This window comes from Conexibacter sp. SYSU D00693 (assembly GCF_017084525.1).
Taxonomy (GTDB): domain Bacteria; phylum Actinomycetota; class Thermoleophilia; order Solirubrobacterales; family Solirubrobacteraceae; genus Baekduia.
This window is the reverse complement of record NZ_CP070950.1, coordinates 2489368-2505962: the sequence shown is the minus strand read 5'-3', so window position 1 is coordinate 2505962 and position 16595 is coordinate 2489368. Positions and strand designations below refer to the sequence as shown.

Sequence of the window (16595 nt, the reverse complement as noted above, 5' to 3'; positions counted from 1 at the left end):
CGGCCGCAGGCCGCCCGTGTCAGAGCAGGCCGGCCAGCGACCCGGCCCGCTCGGCCAGGTCGAACAGCGGCTGGGGCACCACGCCGAGGACGAGCGTCGCCGCCCCGGCGAGGCCGGCGACGGCGAGGACCTCCCAGCCCGCCGGACGCGGGTCGGCGACCGGGTCGGCACCCGCCAGCACCGGCGTGCCGGGGGCGGCGCCGGGCGCGGGCTCCGGGCGGGTCCACATCGCGGCGATGACCTTGAGGTAGTAGGCCAGCGAGATCATCGACCCGACGACGATGACGATGCCCAGCCAGGCGTAGTCGCCGTCGACCGCCGCCTCGATGAGGAAGAACTTGCCGATGAAGCCGGCCGTGGCCGGGATGCCGGCGAGGCCGAGCATCGCCAGGGTCATGGCCCACCCGAGGACGGGGCGCTCGGCCATCAGACCACGCACCGAGGCGATGGAGTCGCCCAGGCCGGTCTCGCGCTCGCGGGCGACGATGACGCCGAACGCCGCGAGGTTCATCACGAGGTAGACCGCGAGGTAGAACATCGTCGCGCGCACGCCGAGCTGCGTCGAGACGACGACGCCGGCGAGCATGTAGCCCGCCTGCGCCACCGACGACCAGGCCAGCAGGCGCTTGAGCGAGCTCTGGCCCAGGGCGCCGACGTTGCCGACGATGATCGTGATCGTCGCGAGCGCGGCGAGGACCGGGCCCCAGGTGATCTGGGCGTCGACCAGCGCGACGTCGAAGAGGCGCAGCATCACGGCGAAGGCGGCGGCCTTCGTCGCCGTGGCCATGAACGCGGTGACCGGCGTCGGGGCGCCCTCGTACACGTCGGGCGTCCACTGGTGGAACGGCGCGACCGAGGCCTTGAAGCCCAGGCCGACGACGCTGAGCGCGATGCCGGTCAGCAGCAGCTCGTCGGTCGCCAGGCCGCCCTGGTCACGCAGCGCGGTGGCGATCTGCGTGAAGTCCGTGTGGCCCGCGGCGCCGTAGATGAACGCCAGGCCGTAGAGCAGCGTCGCCGAGCCGACGGAGCCGACGATCAGGTACTTCAGGCCCGACTCCAGCGACGAGGCGCGCCGCATCTCCGTCGCGCACAGGACGTAGAGCGGGATCGACAGCAGCTCGAGCCCGAGGAAGAGCGTGACGAGGTTGGTCGAGCCGGCGAGGACGAGCATGCCGGCGGCGCTCGTGAGCATGAGCGCGTGGAACTCGCCGTGGGCCGACTCCCGCGGCGCGACGGCGCGCCACGACAGCAGGACCGACGCCATGCCCGCGACGCAGACGATGAAGAGCGCCATCAGCGTGAGCTCGTCCATGCGCATGGCGCGCTCGATGAGGTCGCCGTCCTCGCCCCAGCGCCAGACGCCGAGGCCCAGCGCCGTCGCGAAGCCGGCGAAGGACAGGAACGGCACGGCCTGCTCGCGCATCGGCCGGCTGCGCAGCAGGCCGAGCAGCAGGACGACGACGGCCGCGCCGAGCAGCGCGACGAGGGGCGACAGGTTCGCCCAGTCGATGGACGGGCCGTCCTTCACGGCGCCGGCACCTCCTCCTGCGGGACCTGGCTCGGATCCACCGGCTGGCCCGTGTTCGGGTCGATCTGGATCGGCTGGCCGGTCTGGGGGTCGATCGGCTGGCCCGTCTGCGGGTCGATCTGGATCGGCTGCTGCTGGGTCTCGGGCGCGACCTGCGCGGCCGGGGGCGGCGGCGGGTCGATGATCTGGGCCGCGGGCTTGACGGCCTGCGTGACCGCCGCCTCGCCCTTCTCCAGGGCGATCTGCGGGTAGAGCGCGAGCGCCAGGATGCAGAGCACCAGCGGGACGAGGATGACCGCGTCGCGGGCGCCCAGGTCGCGCGACTGGACCTCGGCACCGACGCGGTTGTGCATCGCCCGGATGAAGAGCCGCAGCGTGTACACCGAGGCGAGGGCGACGCCGGTCGAGGCGACGATCGCGATCACGAGCTTGGCCTTGAAGACGCCCAGCAGGATCAGGAACTCGCCTGCGAAGTTCGAGGAGCCGGGGATCGCGAGGTTCGCGAGCCCCACCACGAGGAAGAGCGCCGCGAGGACCGGCGCCCTGAAGGCGATGCCGCCCATGTCGCGCACGTCCTCGGAGCCTGCGGCACGCTCGGCCAGCAGCGCGAGGACCACGAAGGCCGGCGCCACGACGATGCCGTGGTTGACCGACTGCAGGATCGCGCCCTGCGCGCCCTCGTCGTTGAGGGCGAAGACGCCGAGGACGATGAAGCCCAGCTGCGCGATCGACGAGTAGCCGAGCACGAGGCGGGCGTCGGTCGTCGTGAACGCCATGACCGACCCGTAGAGGATCGAGGCCAGGGCCAGCAGGAGCATGAGCTCCTGGAAGTGCACGGAGGCGTCGGGGAAGAACGGGACGACGACGCGCAGGAAGCCGTAGGCCGCGACCTTGCTCAGCACACCGGAGAAGACGGCGAGCACCGGCAGCGGCATCGCGCGGTAGCCGTCGGGCATCCAGCCGTGGAACGGGAAGGCCGGCATCTTCACCAGGAACGCCGCGGCGAAGCACAGGAAGATCCACTGCTGCGAGCCCTCCGACAGCGCGCCGCCGGACAGGTCGGCGAAGAGGAAGCTGACGTCGGTGCCCTTGGCGTCCGCGGTCAGGACGCCCGTGGCGATCGCCGCGGTGAGCATCAGCAGCGAGCCGACGAGGGTGTAGATGAAGAGCTTCGTGACGGCCTTGACCGGCTCGCGGTCCTCGCGGCCCCACACGTAGGTGAGGAAGAGGAACGGCACGAGCATCAGGTCGAAGAAGACGACGAACAGCGCGAGGTCCTGGGCCATCAGCGCGCCGAGCACGCCGGTGTGGGCCAGGCCGAGCATCAGGAAGAACTGGCGGGGGCGCTCCCACTCCTTGAACGCCGCCCACAGCGTCGAGGCCGTGAAGAGCACGGTCGCCAGGAGGATGAGGAAGAGGTTCAGGCCGTCGATGCCGAGCGCGTAGTGGACGCCCAGCGAGCGGATCCACGTCTCGTCGGTGACGTACTGCAGACCGGCGCCGCGCTCGAAGTCGGCCACGGCGACGATCGCGTAGACCAGCGCGAGGGCCGAGCCCAGGACGGCGCCCAGGCGCGCGGCCGCGCCGGTGAGCAGCGCGCCCAGCAGCGCCCCGCCGAGGGGCAGCCAGAGCAGGATGCTGAGGTGGATCGTCACGAGGCCTGGAGGAGGAAGTACAGGGCGACGACCGCGACGCCGACGAGCAGCAGGCCCGCGTAGGCGCGCAGGAAGCCCGACTGGACGGCCCGCACCGCGGCGGAGCCCGCGCGGACCAGGCCCGACGTGCCGCCGACAAGCGTCGCGTTGACGACGACCCGCTCGAAGGTCTGCTGGCCGAAGCGCCCGATCCACGCGACGGGCCGCACGACCAGCAGGTCGATCGCCTCGTCGAAGTACCACTTGTTGACGAAGAGCCGGTGCAGCGGCGCGAAGCGCTCGCGGGCGCGCACGGCGATCGCCGGGTTCACGACCCAGATGCGGTAGGCGATGAAGATGCCCAGCAGGCCCATCGCGGCGCCGAGCACGAGGCCGAAGGTGATCAGGCCGTCGCTCGGGTGGCGCTCGAACAGGGCGCTGTCGTGGAAGGCCGGGTGCAGGAAGGACTCGAGCGCGTGGGTCGTCCACGGCACCTGCAGGAAGCCGCCGACGACCGCGAGCACGGCGAGCACGCCCATGGCGAGCTTCATCGGGACCCGCTGCTCGGCGATGTGGTGCTCGCTGCCGGGGAAGCCGACCTCGGTGTCCTCGACCTCGCCGGTGGCGGGGTTCGTGTGGACCTCGGCGTGGTGCAGGTGCCCGCCCTCGAGCTCCTTGGCCTCCGCGACGGGCTCGCCGTGGAAGGCGCGGAAGATCATCCGCCACGTGTAGACGGCGGTCAGCAGCGCGGCGAGGTAGCCCGCGACGTACAGCGCCCAGAACCAGCCGCCGCGGTCGCCGACCATCAGCAGGATCTCGTCCTTGGAGAAGAAGCCCGAGAACGGCGGGACGCCGGCCAGCGCGAGGCCGCCGATGACGAAGCAGCCGTAGGTGAACGGCATCGCCTTGCGGAAGCCGCCCATCTTGTCGAGGTCCTGCGTGCCGGCCATCGCGCTGATGACCGAGCCGGCCGCCATGAACAGCAGCGCCTTGAAGAAGGCGTGCGTCATGAGGTGGAACATCCCGGCGAAGTACGCGCCGGCGCCCGCGGCCATGACCATGTAGCCGATCTGCGACATCGTCGAGTAGGCGATGACGCGCTTGAGGTCGGTGACGACCAGGCCGATCGTGCCGGCGACGACGAGCGTCACGCAGCCCACGACGGCGGCGACGTCGGCCGCGGCGGGCGCCTGCTCGAAGAGCGGGTGCATGCGGCAGATGAGGTAGACGCCGGCCGTGACCATCGTCGCCGCGTGGATGAGCGCGGAGACCGGGGTCGGGCCCTCCATGGCGTCCGGCAGCCAGGTGTGCAGCGGGATCTGCGCCGACTTGGCGAAGGCGCCGACCAGCAGCAGGATGCAGCCGGCGACGAGGTCGCCGTCGTTGCGCGCGAAGTCCTCCTTGACGCCCTCGAACGTGCCGAGGAAGTCGAGCGTCCCGGAGTGCTTGAAGATGAAGTACGTCCCCAGGACGAGGCCGATGTCCCCGACGACGTTGATGACGAAGGCCTTGATGCCCGCGCTGGTCGCGGTGGTCCGGCGGTACCAGAACGAGATGAGCAGGTACGAGGCCGCGCCGACGAACGCCCAGCCCACGATGAGCAGGAAGAAGTTCGCCGCCAGGACCAGCAGCAGCATCGAGAAGACGAAGAAGTTGAGGTACGCGAAGAACCGCGCGTAGCCCTGGTCGCTGACCATGTACGCCGTCGAGTACAGGTGGATGAGCGTCGAGACGCCCGCGACCACCAGCACCATCAGGACGCTCAGCGGGTCGACGAGGATCGCGAGCTTCGCGTCGATCCCCGCGGTGACGGCGTAGTCCCAGCCGACCGAGACGAGCTGGCGGGCCTCCTCGTCGCGGTCCTGCAGGTCGACGAACGCCAGCACGCCGGCGACGAACGACACGAGGATCGCCAGCGTCCCGAGCGCGCCGACGGCCTTGAGCGGCAGGGCGCGCCCGAAGAGGGCGATCAGCAGGCAGCCCACCAGGGGGCTGAGGAGGACGATCCAACCGGCGGTGGTGGCGGACATGGGCTAGCCGTGCAGCTCCCGGAGCTCGTCGACGTCGATCGGCAGCCGGCGCCGGAAGATCGCCACGACGAGCCCGAGGCCGATGCAGACCTCGCAGGCGGCCACGACCATCACGATGATCGCGAACACCTGGCCGTCGCCGTTGCCGTGCATGCGGCTGAACGCGATGAGCGCCAGGTTCGCCGCGTTGAGCATGAGCTCGAGGCAGAGCAGGACGACGAGCGGGTTGCGCCGCAGCAGGACGCCGGCGGCGCCGATGCAGAAGACGAGGGCCGAGACGACCAGGTACCAGCCGATGGCCATCTAGCCCTGGTCCTCCGGCGACGAGCTGGCTCCGGTGCCGGCGGCCGTAGAGACGCGGTCCCCGCGCGTGCCGGTCTCGCCGGCGCCCATGGCCTCGGCGTCGTGGACGCCGGTCGGTGCGCTGACGGGCTGGTCGATCAGGCCACGGACGCCCTCGCGCATCGTGCCGGTGCCGGCGGGGCGCAGCGCCTCGCGGAAGGACACGGCGCGCTCGTCGTCCGTGGTGATCCCGCCGCGGCGGCGGGCGAGGACGACGGCGCCGACGGCCGCGATGAGCAGCAGGAACGACGCGAGCTCGAAGGGCAGCAGGAAGCGGGTGAGCAGCAGCTCGCCGATCTGCTCGGGCGAGCCGAAGCCGGCCTCGTAGGGGGCGCCCTCGCCGTCGATCGCCTTCAGGCCGGAGCCGAGGGTGGCGATGGCCAGCTCGACGAACAGCAGGGCGGCGGCCAGGAAGGCGAAGGCGCGCACCTGCGTCTTGTTCGGATGGCGCACGGGTGACGCGTCGCCGCCGACGTAGGCGACGACGAAGACGTAGAGCACCATGACCGCGCCGGCGTACACGACGACCTGGGCGGCCGCCACGAACTCCGCGCGCAGCAGCAGGAACAGCGCCGCCAGCGACAGGAGGTGGAAGACGAGCGCCAGGACGGCGTAGAAGGCGTTGCGCAGTGAGGCGACGCCGACGGCGCCGGCGACGGCGCCGATGCCGGCGATGAAGAACAGGACCTCAGCCATGCGACGGCTCTGCAACCTACCCGACGAAGGGCGCTGGGGACCGTCCGCCCGCGGTCGTCAGCACGCTTGCAACAGCGGCTACGAGAGCGTCGTCGGCGGGCGCTCCCCGCACGGCGACGCGCACGTGGTCCGCCCCGAGACCGGGGAACGTCCACGCGGGGCGCACCGCGACGCCGTGCTCCTGCTTGAGCCGCTGCACCGCCCGGCGGGCGTCGGGCAGCTCCAGCAGCAGGAAGTTCGCGGCGCCGGCGTGGACGCGGACGCCGGCGATGGACTCGAGGCGGCCGACGAGCTCCCGGCGGGCCAGGGCGGTCTGCGCGGCGATCGCGTGGGCGTGCTCGGGGTGGCCCATGGCCGCCTCGATCGCCGCGAGGGCCAGCGCGTTGACCGACCAGGCCGGGCGGCGCCGGCGCAGGCGCGCGGCGAGCTCGGGGGGCGCGAGGAGGTAGCCGGCGCGGATCCCCGGGATGCCGAGGAGCTTCGTGAGGCTGCGCAGGACCACGAGGCCGGGGGTCGTCGTGTCCTGCGCCAGCGTCTCGGGCTCGCCGGCGACGAAGTCCATGAACGCCTCGTCGACGACGAGCGTGCGGCCGGGGCGGGCGAGGCGGCGGACGGCCGCGGCGGGGTGCAGCACGCCGGTCGGGTTGGTCGGGTTGCCCAGGACGACCAGGTCGGCGTCGGCGGGCACGACGTCGGGCCGGTCCTCGAGGTGCCACGGCTCGGCGAGCGTGGCGCGCGCGGTGCGCATCGTGCGCTCGGGCTCGGAGAACTGCGGGTGGACCGCGACGGGGCGAGCGGGCTGCAGCACGTCGGCGAGCAGGCCGAACCCCTGGGCCGCGCCGTTGAGCAGGACGACCTCCTCGGGCGCACGACCGTGGCGCTCGGCGACGGCGGCGACCGCGCGGGTCTCGTCGGGGTAGGCGGCGGCGTCGTGGTCCAGCGCGTGCTGGAGGGCGGCGCGCAGCCAGGGCGGCGGGGCCGCGGCGACGACGTTCACCGCGAAGTCGTGGCGCGCGCCGCGGGCGTGGACGTCGCCGTGGACGTCGGGCTCGTCGGCGCTCATGGGAGGGGGAGTGCCCGGCCGGCGACGACGAGGACCGCCGCGTCGGCCGCGGCGGACAGCGCCTGGGCGGCATCGCCGACGGCGTCGAGCCAGCGCCGGGTCCCGGGGTCGGGCGGGACGGGGCCCCAGCCCGCCTCCTCGGCGACGACGATCGTGGCCCCGGGGCGCTGCCGGGCGAGGTCGGCGAGCGCGCGGACGTCGGCGCCGAAGCCCGACACCGCCTCGTGCGCGGCGCCGTGCTCGCTGTCGGCCTCGAGCGCGCCGGCGCGCCACAGGACCTCCGAGGCCCAGGTGCCGAGCGAGTCGACGAGGACGGTGGCGGTGGGCGGCGCGTCGCGCACGGCGCCGAGGACGTCGGGCTGCTCGACGGTCTGCCAGGTCGCGGGGCGGCGCAGCTGGTGCGCGGCGACGCGGGCGTGCATCTCCGGGTCGTCGGCCGTCAGCGGCGCGACGTAGACCACGTCGCCGCCGGCCTGGGCGGCGAGCCGCTCGGCGTGGGCGGACTTGCCCGAGCGCCGGGCGCCGAGGACGAGCGTCAGCGCCATCGCGCGGCTCCGGCGACGCAGGCGGCGGCGAGGACGAGCTGCGTGCCGGCGCTGAGGCGCACGGCGCGGCGCAGGGCGTCGACGTCGGGGCGCGGGCCGTCGCCGATGCGCGGGCGCTCCTCGACGACCTCGCCGTAGACGTTCGTCCCGCCGAGGGTGACGCGAAGCGCGCCGGCGAACGCCGCCTCGGCCTGGCCGGCGTTCGGGCTCGGGTGCCGGCCGCCGTCGCGGCGCCAGACCCGGACGGCGCGCCCGGCGTCCTCGCCGGTGAGGGCGGCGGCGACGACGGTGGCCGCGGCGGTGGCCCGGGAGACCGGGAGGTTCAGGAGGTCGTCGAGGCGCGCGGAGGCCCAGCCGAACTCGGCGTGGCGCGCGTCCTTGTAGCCGACCATGGAGTCCAGCGTGTCGGCCGCGCGATGGGCCACGGCGCCGGCCGGGCCCGCGAGCGCCGTCCACACGAGCGGGCCGCCGATCGCGTCCGCCGTGTTCTCGGCGAGCGACTCGAGCGCGGCGCGCACGAGCTCCGGGCCGTCGAGCGCGTCGGTCCGCCTTGCGACGAGCGAGCGGGCCAGCTCGCGGGCGCCGTCGAGGTCCCCGGCCTCGACGAGGTCGGCCATGCGGGCGGCGATGCGGCGCAGGGTCGTGCCGCCCAGGGCGGTCCAAGCGGCGGCGGCGGTCAGCACGACGGTGCGGGCGCGGCCGCCGCGGCGCTCCAGCCGGCGGGCCATGAGCGTCGGCGGCAGGACCAGCGCCGCGGCGTACAGCGCGCCGGCGGGCTTCGAGGGCCGGTGCAGGGCGCGTTCGGCGCGGGCGGCGAGCTGGCCGAAGCCCGCGACGGGGTGCAGGCGGGCGGGGTCGCCCGCGGCGGCGTCGAGCGCGACGGCGAGGACGAGGCCCGCGCTACGCGGCATGGGAGGGACCGTCGACGCCGGCCTCCTCGAAGGTGGCCATCTCGCGGTGCAGGCGCCCGGCCTGCTCGACGAGCGACAGGGCGAGCGCGGCGCCGCTGCCCTCGCCCAGGCGCAGGCGCAGGTCGAGCAGCGGCTCGAGGCCGAGCTCGGCGAGCACGTCGCCGTGGGCGGGCTCGGCGGAGCGGTGGCCCGCGACGAGCCACTCGCGGCAGGCGGGGCGCAGGGCGACGGCGACGAGCGCGGCGACGCCGGTGGCGAAGCCGTCCAGCAGGACGGGGACGCGGCGGTCGTGCGCGGCGTGGATCGCACCGACGAGGCCGGCGAGCTCGAGGCCGCCGACGCCGGCGAGGGCGCGCAGCGGGTCGCGGTCCTGCGCGCCGTGGCGGTCGAGCATCGCCTGCACGGCGGCGCGCTTGCGGGCCAGGCCCTGGGCGTCGAGCCCGGTGCCGCGTCCGACGGCGCGCTCGACCGGCGTGCCGGTCAGGGCGCACAGCAGCGCGGCGGCGGTGGCGGTGTTGCCGATGCCGATCTCGCCGACGACGAGGCAGTCCGCGCCGGTGTCGTCGAGCAGGCCGCTCGCGAGGCGCGCGCCCGCGGCCATCGCCTGACGGGCCTCGCCGGCGGTCATCGCCGGCTCGCGCGTGGCGTCCCGCGTCCCCGCGGCGACGCGGGCGTCGGCGCAGCCGTCCGGGGTGCCGTCGCGCAGCCCGAGGTCGGCCACGACGGCGCGCTCGCCGCGGGCGCGGGCCAGCACGCCGACGGCGGTCTCGCCGCGGGCGGCGGCCTCGGCGACCTGGGCGGAGACGCGGGCGCCGAAGAGGCTCGTGCCGCGGGCGTCGGTGTGGCCGTGGTCGGCGGCGAGGACGAGGTGCGCGGCGGTCAGCGGCGCCGGCGGCGGCGCGCCGGTGGCCGCGGCCCAGCGCTCGACGACGTCCTCGAGCGCGCCGAGCGAGCCGACGGGCTTGACGAGCTGGTCGGCGCGGTCGCGCACGGCGGTGCGGGCGCGTGCGTCGGCGGCCGGGCCGGCGCCGAGCGGCGCGGCGGGGTCGTCGTCGCCGGCGGGCCAGCGCTCCTCGAGCACGACGGCGTCCAGCGGCGCGCGGCTCGCCCAGCCGGCGCGCTCGAGGCCGGGGCGCACGGGACGCTCGTCGGGCCAGCCGACGCAGAGCCAGGCGACGGGGTCGACCTGCGGCGGGATGCCGAGGACGTCGCGCAGGTCGTCGGGGCGGTAGAAGCTCACCCAGCCGACGCCGAGCCCCTCGGCGCGCGCGGTCAGCCAGAGGTTCTGGATCGCGCAGGCCGTCGAGTGCAGGTCGGTCTCCGGGATCGTCCCGCGACCGAGGACCTCGGTGCCCGCGGGGGGCGGGACGCAGCAGACGGCGATGCCGACGGGCGCCTCGAGGACGCCCTCGACCTTCTGGTCCAGGAACGCGCGGGCGCGCTCGTCGAAGCGCGGGGCCTGGCGCTCGCGCTCCTTCTGGGCGATGGCGCGCACCCGCGCGCGGGTGGCCTCCGAGCGCACGACGATGAACCGCCACGGCTGGCTCAGCCCGACCGACGGCGCGCGGTGCGCCGCCTCGAGCAGGCGGCGCAGGGGGTCGTCCGGGACGGGGTCGGGGCGGAAGGCGCGGATGTCGCGCCGGCCGGCGATGACGCTCGCCAGCGCATCGCGGGTCGCGTCGTCCATCCGCCAGCCGCTGGGGTCGGCGGCGCGGTCAGCCGCGCGGGACGGGTCGACCGTCGGGTCGAGGACGGGCCGCCTCACGGCTGGGCCTCGGGCTCGAAGTACACGAGGGCGTTGACCGCGGCCACCGCCACGGCGGAGCCGCCGCGCTCGCCGCGGTTGGTGACCGCGGGCAGGCCGCTCTGGGCCAGGGCGTCCTTGGACTCCGCCGCGCCGACGAACCCGACGGGCAGCCCCACGACGAGCGCGGGGTCCGGCGGCGGGTGCTCGAGCAGCTCGAAGAGCGCGGTGGGCGCGTTGCCCACCACCCAGACCGCGCCGGGCCCGACCTCCTGCGCGGCGAGGCGCATCGCGGCTGCCGTCCGGGTGAGGCCTTCGCTCTTGGCCAGCTCGGTCGCGCGCGGGTCCGTGAGCGGCACGAGCGGGTCGCGCGACGTGATGCCGACCGCGGCCATCCGCGCGTCGCACACCACGGTCGCGCCGCCGAGCAGCGCCGCCCGCCCGCGTTCCAGCGCGGCCTCGTCGAGCACGAGCGAGTCCGCGAAGCCGAGGTCCGCCGACGCGTGGCAGACCCGCTCGGCCACCGCGCGCGACAGCGGCGGCAGGTGGCTGAGGTCGATCCGCGACCGCAGGATCCGGTAGCTCTCGGCCTCGATCGGGTGGACCTTGCGCGTCACCCGACCACCCCGTTTGCAGGCCTTTGCGAAGAAGGGGACAGTCCCCTTCTTCGCACGGCCACCGCGCAGGTGGCGTTGGCCGACCGGCGCTTGGGGACGAGGAGCTCGGCCGGGGCGGCGCTGAGGAGCGCGGCGGCTTCGGCGACCGAGGGCGTGCCGACGTGGCCGGCGACGACGGCGGAGGGGGTGGGGACGGGCACGGTGCGCAAGGTCTCGGCGGCGTGGAAGGCCAGGGGCCAGCCGCGGCGGGCGGCGGCCTCGAGCAGCCCCGGCTCGTCGGCCTTCACGTCGATGGAGGCGAGGACGTCGACGGTCTCGACCCGGGCGGCGGCGAGCGCGCCGTCGACGAGCTCCAGGAGCTCGTCGGCCGCGCAGCCGCGCGAGCACCCCACCCCGACGGCGATCACCGGCGGACCCCCGTGAGGACGACGACGGGGTTCTCGGCGGCGAGGCGGTGGCCGCCGGCCAGCGGCGCGAGGCGGCTGGCCTGCAGGAGGGTGCCGTCGGCCGCGAAGCCGCCGGCGCTGAGCTGCTCGAGCGCCGGGGTGGCGCGGTCGAGGAGCGCGAGCGTGACGACCACGGCGCGGCGCACCCGGGGGAGCGTCGCGTCCAGGATCGCCGGGAGGTCGGCGCCGCCGCCGCCGACGAAGACGACGTCCGGGTCGGGCAGGTCGGCGAGCGCGCCCGGCGCCGCACCGTGGACGAGCCGCACCGGCACGCCGTGGGCCGCGGCGTTGCGCCGCGCGAGCTCCAGGACCTCGGCGTCGCGCTCGATCCCGATCGCGGCGGCGCCGAGGCGCGCGGCCTCGACGGCCACCGAGGCGGAGTGGCAGCCGACGTCCCACAGGAGGTCGCCGGTCCCGGGCCCGAGCCGCGCGAGCGCGAGGGCCCGGACCTCGCGCTTGGTCACCATCCGCCCGCGCTGCTCGAAGGCGTCGTCGGGGAGCGCCCACGCCCCGGGCCCCGCGGCGGCGGGCGGGACGGCGCGCTTGGGCGACGGCGCGTCCGGGTCCCAGCTCAGCAGGACGTTGGGCTCGTCGGCCGCGACGTCGGTCAGCTCCTCGGGCGCGCCGAGCACGACGCGCTCGTCGGGCTCGCCGAGCCGCGAGGCGACCGCGAGCCGGCGGCCGGTCCCCGCGAGGCGCTGCGCGAACCAGGAGGGCGGCGTGCGCGGCTCGGTGAGGACGGCGACCTTCGGGTGGCGCAGCGCGGCGTGCAGCGCCGGCTCGGGCGCGCGGCCGTGGGCGGAGACGACCAGCGCGTCGTCCCACGACAGCCCGACCCGGCCGAAGGCGACGGCGACCGACGAGGGCGCCGGGCGCACGTCGAGCGTCGCGCCGCGCTCGCGCAGCGCGCGGACGATCCCGAAGAACCCCGGGTCGCCGCTGGCCAGGACCACGCGCGGGCCGTCGGCGGCCAGCAGCTCGTCGAGCGCGTCCTCCAGCGGGGCGCGCAGGACGATGCGCCGCGCGCCCTCGGGCGCCAGCGCCTCGAGCACCGCGGCGCCCCCGGCGACGACCGTGGCGGCTGCCAGGCACCCGCCACCGTCGGCCGGCAGCGCGCCGCCGTGGACGCCCAGGACGGTGACGTCGACCTCAGCCACGCGAGGCCTTGCGGTAGCGGTCGGGCCGGCCCAGGCGCCGATAGCGGTGGCCGTAGCCCGGGTCGTAGACGTGCGAGCGCCCGGCGTCCGGACCGTCGCCCAGCGCGGGGCCGACGAGCACGAGCGCCTGGGTCGTGATCTTCGCCCCGCGGACCTCCGCGGCGAGGTCCTGCAGCGCGCAGCGGATGACGACCTCGTCGGGCCACGAGGCCTTGTAGACGACGGCGCACGGGGTGTCCGGCGCGTAGCCGCCGTCGAGGAGGTCCTGCTGGAGCTCGCGCGGGCGCCGGACGCTGAGGAACAGCGCCATCGTCGTGCCGTGCGCCGCGAAGGCCTGGAGCTCCTCGTTGTCGGGCATCGAGGTGCGCGTCGGCCGGCGCGTGAAGATCAGCGACTGCGAGACCTCGGGGATCGTCAGCTCCTGGCCGAGCGCCGCGCCGGCCGCCGACACCGACGAGACGCCGGGGACGATCTCGAACGGCAGGGCGAGCCGCCGGCACGCCTCGAGCTGCTCGTGCAACGCGCCGTAGATCGTGGGGTCGCCGGACTGCAGCCGGGCGACGACGAGCCCCTGCGCCTTCGCGCGGGCGTACAGCGCGACGACCTCCTCGAGCGTGCGCTCGTCGGAGGGCACGACCTCCGCGCCGGGCCTGGCGTGCTCGCGGACCGTCTGCTCGTCGATGAGCGACCGGGCCCAGATGACGATGTCCGCCTCGCCGATGACCTTCGCCGCGCGGAGCGTCAGCAGGTCCGGCGCGCCCGGGCCGGCGCCGACGAACCAGACCTTGGCCGCGCCGCTCACGCCGCGCCCTCCGCCGGCTCGGCGACGCGCCGTCGCGCCTCGCGCGCCTGGGGCTGCCAGCGCGCGACGCGCAGGAGGTCGGGCCGCACGCCGAGCAGGCCGCGGACGATGAGCGCGGTGATCGCGCCCTCGACGACGCCCACGACCGCGTACGTGCCGATCGTCGTCGACGCGAGCCTCGTCTCGTCGAGGTCGACCGCCGCGCCGAGCACGAGCTCCGTGGTGAAGAGGCAGGCGGCGAGCACCACACAGACCCACGCCGCGACCGCGCCCGCCGCCGGCAACGGCACGAACCGCCGCAGCAGCAGGACGAGGGGGTAGCCGACGAGCGCGGGCACGAGCGCGAGGTTCACGACCCCCAGGCCGAGCGCGGTGATCCCGCCGTCGCCGAGGACGAAGGCCTGGATGACCGTCACGACGGTGACCGTCAGCGCGCCGAGCCACGGCCCGAGCAGCAGGACGGCGAGCGTCCCGCCGAGCAGGTGGCCCTGGGTGCCGGCGCCGACCGGGAAGAGCGGTGCGTCGCCGACGAGGAAGAACGCGGCGGCGAGGCCGGCCACCGGCAGGTCGCGCTCGCGTGCCTCCTCGCGGGCCTTGCGCAGGCAGAGGGCCACACCGGGCGCGGCGATGGCGGCGCCGACCACCGCGGCCTCGCCGCTGAGGAAGCCGTCAGGGATGTGCACCGAGCACCTCCTCGACGACGCCCCCGACGAGGTCGAGCGCGGCGACGCGCCCGACGACGAACGTCACGGGCGGCTTGAGCGGGCGCGGGAGCTCGGCGAGCGTCCCCCGTTCGACGACCTGCTCGGGGCGCGTGCCCGCGCTGATCGCGGCCACGGGCGTGTCCGGTGCCAGGCCGCCGTCCATCAGCGCCTGCGCGGTGCGTCGGATGCGGCCGCGGCCCGTCAGGACGACGAGCGTCCCGCCGAGCTTCGCGATCGCGTCCCAGTCGGGCGGCGTGCCGTGCTCGGGATCGTCGTTGCCGTCGACGACCGTGACCGTGACGCTGAGCTGGCGGACCATCAGCGGGATCCCCGCCGCGGCCGGTGCCCCGACCGCCGCCGTCACGCCCGGCACGACGTCGATCGCGATGCCGGCCTGCTGCAGCGCGAGCGCCTCCTCGCCGCCGCGCGAGGCCACGAACGCGTCGCCGCTCTTGAGTCGCACGACGTGCTCGTGCTTGCGGCCGAGCTCGACGAGCAGCGCGTTGACCTCGTCCTGGGACAGCGCCCGCTCGCCCCGCGCCAGGCCGACGCGATGCCGGGCAGCCGACGGCGGCGCGAGGTCGACCATGCGCTGCGCCGACGGCCGGTCGTAGACCACGCAGTCGCACGCGCGCAGCACCCGCACGGCCTTCACCGGCAGGAGGTCCGGATCGCCCGGCCCCGCACCCACGAAGGTCACCGTCACGCCGACACCTCCGGGTGGAACGTGCCAGGTACTTTCCGTCCGTCGCGGTCGGCCACGAGCCACGGGCCGGCGTCCTGCGCGGTCTCTCCGCCGACGATGAGCAGCGAGCGCATCGTCACGGCCTCGGGGTCGAGGTCGGCGAGCGTGGTGCGCACGACCGCCTCGCCCTCGCGCGCGGCGTCCGTCACGACCGCGACGGGAGCCGACCCACCGCGCGCGTCGCGCAGCAGCTCGAGCACGCGGTCCAGCTGCCAGGTGCGGGCCTTGGAGCGCGGGTTGTAGAGGCAGAGCGCGAGGCCGGACACGGCCACCGCGGCGAGCCGGCGCTCGACGGTCTCCCACGGCGTGCGGATGTCGCTGAGCGAGAGCACCGCGAAGTCGTCGGCCAGCGGCGCGCCGAGCAGCGCGGCCGCGGCCTGCGCGGCGGTCATGCCCGGGACGACGTGGACCTCGACGTCCAGCTCGGCCGCCCGCGCGAGCGTCCGCGCCGCCATGCCGTAGACGCCCGCGTCGCCGCTGGACACGAGCGCCACGCGCGCTCCGCCCCGGGCGCGCTCGAGCGCCTCGTCGGCCCGCGCCTCCTCCTCGCCCATCCGCCCGCGCACGACCTCCTGGCCGTCGCGCAGCAGGTCGGCGCACTGGTCGACGTACGCGCCGTAGCCGACGACGACCTCGGCTCGCGCGACGGCCTCGGCCGCCTGTGACGTGCGCGTCGCCGGCCCGCCCGGCCCGAGGCCCACGATGTCCAGCCGCCCGCTCACGCGCTCAGGGGGTTGAAGCCGGCCGGCAGCTCGAGGCGGTGCGCGCGCATGAAGCCCTCGTCGGCGAGCACCTCGCGCGTCGGCCCGTCGGCGACGACCTGGCCGCGGTCGAGCACGACGGCGCGTGGGCAGAGCTCGAGCGCGTAGGGCAGGTCGTGGGTGACGAGCAGCGTCGTCAGCCGCAGCGACTGCAGGACGTCGGCGAGCTCGCGCCGCGCCGCCGGGTCCAGCGCGCTCGAGGGCTCGTCGAGCACCAGGACGTCGGGGCGCATGGCCAGGACGCCCGCCACCGCGGCGCGCCGGCGCTGGCCGGCCGACAGCTGGTGCGGCGCCTTGCGGCGCACGTCGTCGTCGAGGCCGACCTGCGCGAGCGCCTCGTCGACGCGCTCGGCCAGCGCGTCGCCGCGCAGCCCGAGGTTCGCCGGGCCGAAGGCGACGTCGGCCTCGACGGTCGGCATGAACAGCTGGTCGTCGGAGTCCTGGAAGACGATCCCGACGCGGCGGCGGACCTCCTTGCGCGTCGCCTTCTCCAGGCGCACGCCGCCGACGACCACCTCGCCCTCGCCGTCCTCGATGGTCCCGTTCAGGCGCAGGACGAGCGTCGTCTTGCCCGCGCCGTTGGGCCCGAGCACCGCGACGCGCTCGCCGGGCTGCACCGACAGCGAGACGCCGCTCAGCGCCTCCGAGCCGTCGGGGTAGGCGTAGCGCAGGTCGCGCACGTCGAGGGCGGGCGGCGCGCCGGCGTCGACCGTCACCGCGACCGGCCGCAGGCCCTTGCGCGGGACGACCTCGATCGCGGGCGCCGGCTGCGGCGCGCGCGTGGCGCGGCGCCCGCGGCGCTTGCCGCGCGCCGGCCCGTCGCCGTGCGGGGTGAGGGAGATCGGCGTGCCGACCTTGTCCTCGTAGCCC

At 75.7% G+C, this 16595-nt stretch carries 17 protein-coding genes; all 17 read right to left on the bottom strand.

Translation table 11 applies throughout. The features are described from left to right. Positions 1–19 precede the first annotated feature (19 nt). The 17 genes from JUB12_RS12375 to JUB12_RS22350 are packed head-to-tail and all read right to left on the bottom strand — an operon-like array spanning position 20 to position 16441. Positions 20–1528 carry an NADH-quinone oxidoreductase subunit N gene (locus JUB12_RS12375; protein WP_205695725.1) on the bottom strand — a complete coding sequence of 503 codons (1509 nt, stop codon included), beginning with the start codon at positions 1526–1528 and terminating at the stop codon, positions 20–22. After that, positions 1525–3183, bottom strand: coding sequence for a NuoM family protein (locus JUB12_RS12370; RefSeq protein ID WP_241004250.1), 1659 nt, complete (start codon positions 3181–3183; stop codon positions 1525–1527). Before JUB12_RS12370 ends, JUB12_RS12375 begins: the two co-directional genes overlap by 4 nt. Next, positions 3180–5192 (bottom strand): NADH-quinone oxidoreductase subunit L, encoded by a 2013-nt coding sequence (nuoL, locus tag JUB12_RS12365; protein ID WP_205695723.1) that lies wholly within the window; start codon positions 5190–5192, stop codon positions 3180–3182. Before nuoL ends, JUB12_RS12370 begins: the two co-directional genes overlap by 4 nt. A gap of 3 nt (positions 5193–5195) precedes the next feature. Continuing rightward, the gene (gene nuoK / locus JUB12_RS12360) at positions 5196–5495 is read right to left on the bottom strand and encodes an NADH-quinone oxidoreductase subunit NuoK (RefSeq protein WP_205695722.1); all 300 of its coding nucleotides are present in this window, start codon (positions 5493–5495) and stop codon (positions 5196–5198) included. Next, on the bottom strand, positions 5496–6230 hold the full coding sequence (locus JUB12_RS12355) for an NADH-quinone oxidoreductase subunit J (protein ID WP_205695720.1): 735 nt from the start codon (positions 6228–6230) through the stop codon (positions 5496–5498). A gap of 16 nt (positions 6231–6246) precedes the next feature. Continuing rightward, positions 6247–7293 carry an Rv2231c family pyridoxal phosphate-dependent protein CobC gene (gene cobC, locus JUB12_RS12350; protein WP_205695718.1) on the bottom strand — a complete coding sequence of 349 codons (1047 nt, stop codon included), beginning with the start codon at positions 7291–7293 and terminating at the stop codon, positions 6247–6249. Beyond that, positions 7290–7838, bottom strand: coding sequence for a bifunctional adenosylcobinamide kinase/adenosylcobinamide-phosphate guanylyltransferase (locus JUB12_RS12345; RefSeq protein WP_205695717.1), 549 nt, complete (start codon positions 7836–7838; stop codon positions 7290–7292). Before JUB12_RS12345 ends, cobC begins: the two co-directional genes overlap by 4 nt. Next, positions 7829–8749, bottom strand: a complete 921-nt coding sequence (cbiB, locus tag JUB12_RS12340) for an adenosylcobinamide-phosphate synthase CbiB (protein ID WP_205695711.1) — start codon at positions 8747–8749, stop codon at positions 7829–7831. The genes JUB12_RS12345 and cbiB overlap by 10 nt, the downstream gene beginning before the upstream one ends. Then, complete coding sequence (cobT, locus tag JUB12_RS12335; protein WP_205695704.1) at positions 8739–10514, bottom strand: nicotinate-nucleotide--dimethylbenzimidazole phosphoribosyltransferase; 1776 nt, start codon at positions 10512–10514, stop codon at positions 8739–8741. Before cobT ends, cbiB begins: the two co-directional genes overlap by 11 nt. Then, entirely contained in the window at positions 10511–11110 is a 600-nt protein-coding gene (locus tag JUB12_RS12330; protein ID WP_205695702.1) for a precorrin-8X methylmutase, read from the bottom strand. The genes cobT and JUB12_RS12330 overlap by 4 nt, the downstream gene beginning before the upstream one ends. Beyond that, on the bottom strand, positions 11107–11517 hold the full coding sequence (locus tag JUB12_RS12325; protein WP_205695701.1) for a cobalamin biosynthesis protein: 411 nt from the start codon (positions 11515–11517) through the stop codon (positions 11107–11109). Before JUB12_RS12325 ends, JUB12_RS12330 begins: the two co-directional genes overlap by 4 nt. Beyond that, on the bottom strand, positions 11514–12755 hold the full coding sequence (cbiE, locus tag JUB12_RS12320; RefSeq protein WP_371822335.1) for a precorrin-6y C5,15-methyltransferase (decarboxylating) subunit CbiE: 1242 nt from the start codon (positions 12753–12755) through the stop codon (positions 11514–11516). The genes JUB12_RS12325 and cbiE overlap by 4 nt, the downstream gene beginning before the upstream one ends. Continuing rightward, positions 12706–13515: a precorrin-4 C(11)-methyltransferase gene (gene cobM, locus JUB12_RS12315; RefSeq protein ID WP_205695699.1), complete on the bottom strand. Its 810-nt coding sequence runs from the start codon at positions 13513–13515 to the stop codon at positions 12706–12708. The genes cbiE and cobM overlap by 50 nt, the downstream gene beginning before the upstream one ends. After that, positions 13512–14198, bottom strand: coding sequence for an energy-coupling factor ABC transporter permease (locus JUB12_RS12310; protein ID WP_205695698.1), 687 nt, complete (start codon positions 14196–14198; stop codon positions 13512–13514). Before JUB12_RS12310 ends, cobM begins: the two co-directional genes overlap by 4 nt. Continuing rightward, entirely contained in the window at positions 14185–14925 is a 741-nt protein-coding gene (gene cobA, locus JUB12_RS12305; RefSeq protein ID WP_205695697.1) for a uroporphyrinogen-III C-methyltransferase, read from the bottom strand. The genes JUB12_RS12310 and cobA overlap by 14 nt, the downstream gene beginning before the upstream one ends. Then, the gene (gene cobJ / locus JUB12_RS12300) at positions 14922–15686 is read right to left on the bottom strand and encodes a precorrin-3B C(17)-methyltransferase (protein WP_205695696.1); all 765 of its coding nucleotides are present in this window, start codon (positions 15684–15686) and stop codon (positions 14922–14924) included. Before cobJ ends, cobA begins: the two co-directional genes overlap by 4 nt. After that, positions 15683–16441: an energy-coupling factor ABC transporter ATP-binding protein gene (locus JUB12_RS22350; protein WP_371822334.1), complete on the bottom strand. Its 759-nt coding sequence runs from the start codon at positions 16439–16441 to the stop codon at positions 15683–15685. The genes cobJ and JUB12_RS22350 overlap by 4 nt, the downstream gene beginning before the upstream one ends. Between the last annotated feature and the right edge of the window lie 154 nt (positions 16442–16595).